Here is a 957-nt window from a genome sequence, read left to right as displayed (position 1 = left end):
GCCCGGCGCCGTCTGGACGCGGCGGCCTCCTCGCTGGGCCTCGCGGTGGTCGCGGCCGGCACGGTCCCCCTGGCCCGGGTCACCCCGCGGGACGTCACCGCAGACCCCCGCTACCTGCACATGGTCGACGAGTACCGCAAAGTCGCCGACGAGCAGCTCATCTGCAGCGCGCAAGTACATGTCGACGTGCCGGACCGGGACACCGCCGTGCGCGCCATGTGCCTGGTCTCACCCTGGCTGGCACCCCTGCTCGCACTGTCGGCCAGCTCACCGTTCTGGCTCGGCGCGGACACCGGGTACGCGAGCTGGCGGACCATGCTGTGGCAGCGCTGGCCCACCGCCGGCCCGGCCGGCTGCCACCGGGACGCCGCCGCATACGACGCCGCGATCGAGGAGCTGATCCGCTCGGACGTCATCAGTGACGCCGGAATGGTCTACCACGACGTCCGCCCCTCCGCCCACCAGCAGACACTGGAGCTGCGCATCTGCGACGCCTGCCCCCGCGTGGAGACGGTCGTGCTGATCAGCGGACTCTTCCGCGCACTGGTCCAGGACGCCTGCGACCGGCTGGCCCACGAGCCCGGCCCCGCCTGCCCGGGCCACCACCAGTGGCTGCGCGCCGCCACCTGGCGCGCCGCCCGCTCCGGCCTCGAGGGAACCCTGGTCGACCCGGTCACCCGCCACGCCACCCCCGCCCCCACCGTCCTGCAGGCGATGACGGCCCGACTGCGCCCAGCACTGGAAACCTCCGGCGACCGCGAAATCGTGCAGGAACTCCTGACACAAGCCCTGGCCACCGGCACCGCCGCACACCGGCTCCGGCGAGCGGCCGAGACCGAGGACCTGCTCGCCAGCATCGACCTGATGGTCGCCGAGACCCGCGGCACAGCCACCCCACGAACCGCCACACCCACACCGACCCACCCCACCGACCACACCAGCCCCATACCCGGAGGC

The 957-nt window shown here is 73.5% G+C and carries 1 protein-coding gene; it reads left to right on the top strand.

Going from position 1 to position 957, the window contains the following annotated elements:
* Nucleotides 1–957, top strand: a 957-nt coding sequence (locus AC5WS8_RS39205; RefSeq protein WP_496108246.1) for a carboxylate-amine ligase, incomplete at both ends; no start/stop codon positions are given.

Source organism: Streptomyces sp. PTL18, assembly GCF_059510295.1.
The sequence above is the reverse complement of the archived record's forward strand: the minus strand, read 5'-3'. Positions and strand labels throughout refer to the sequence as shown.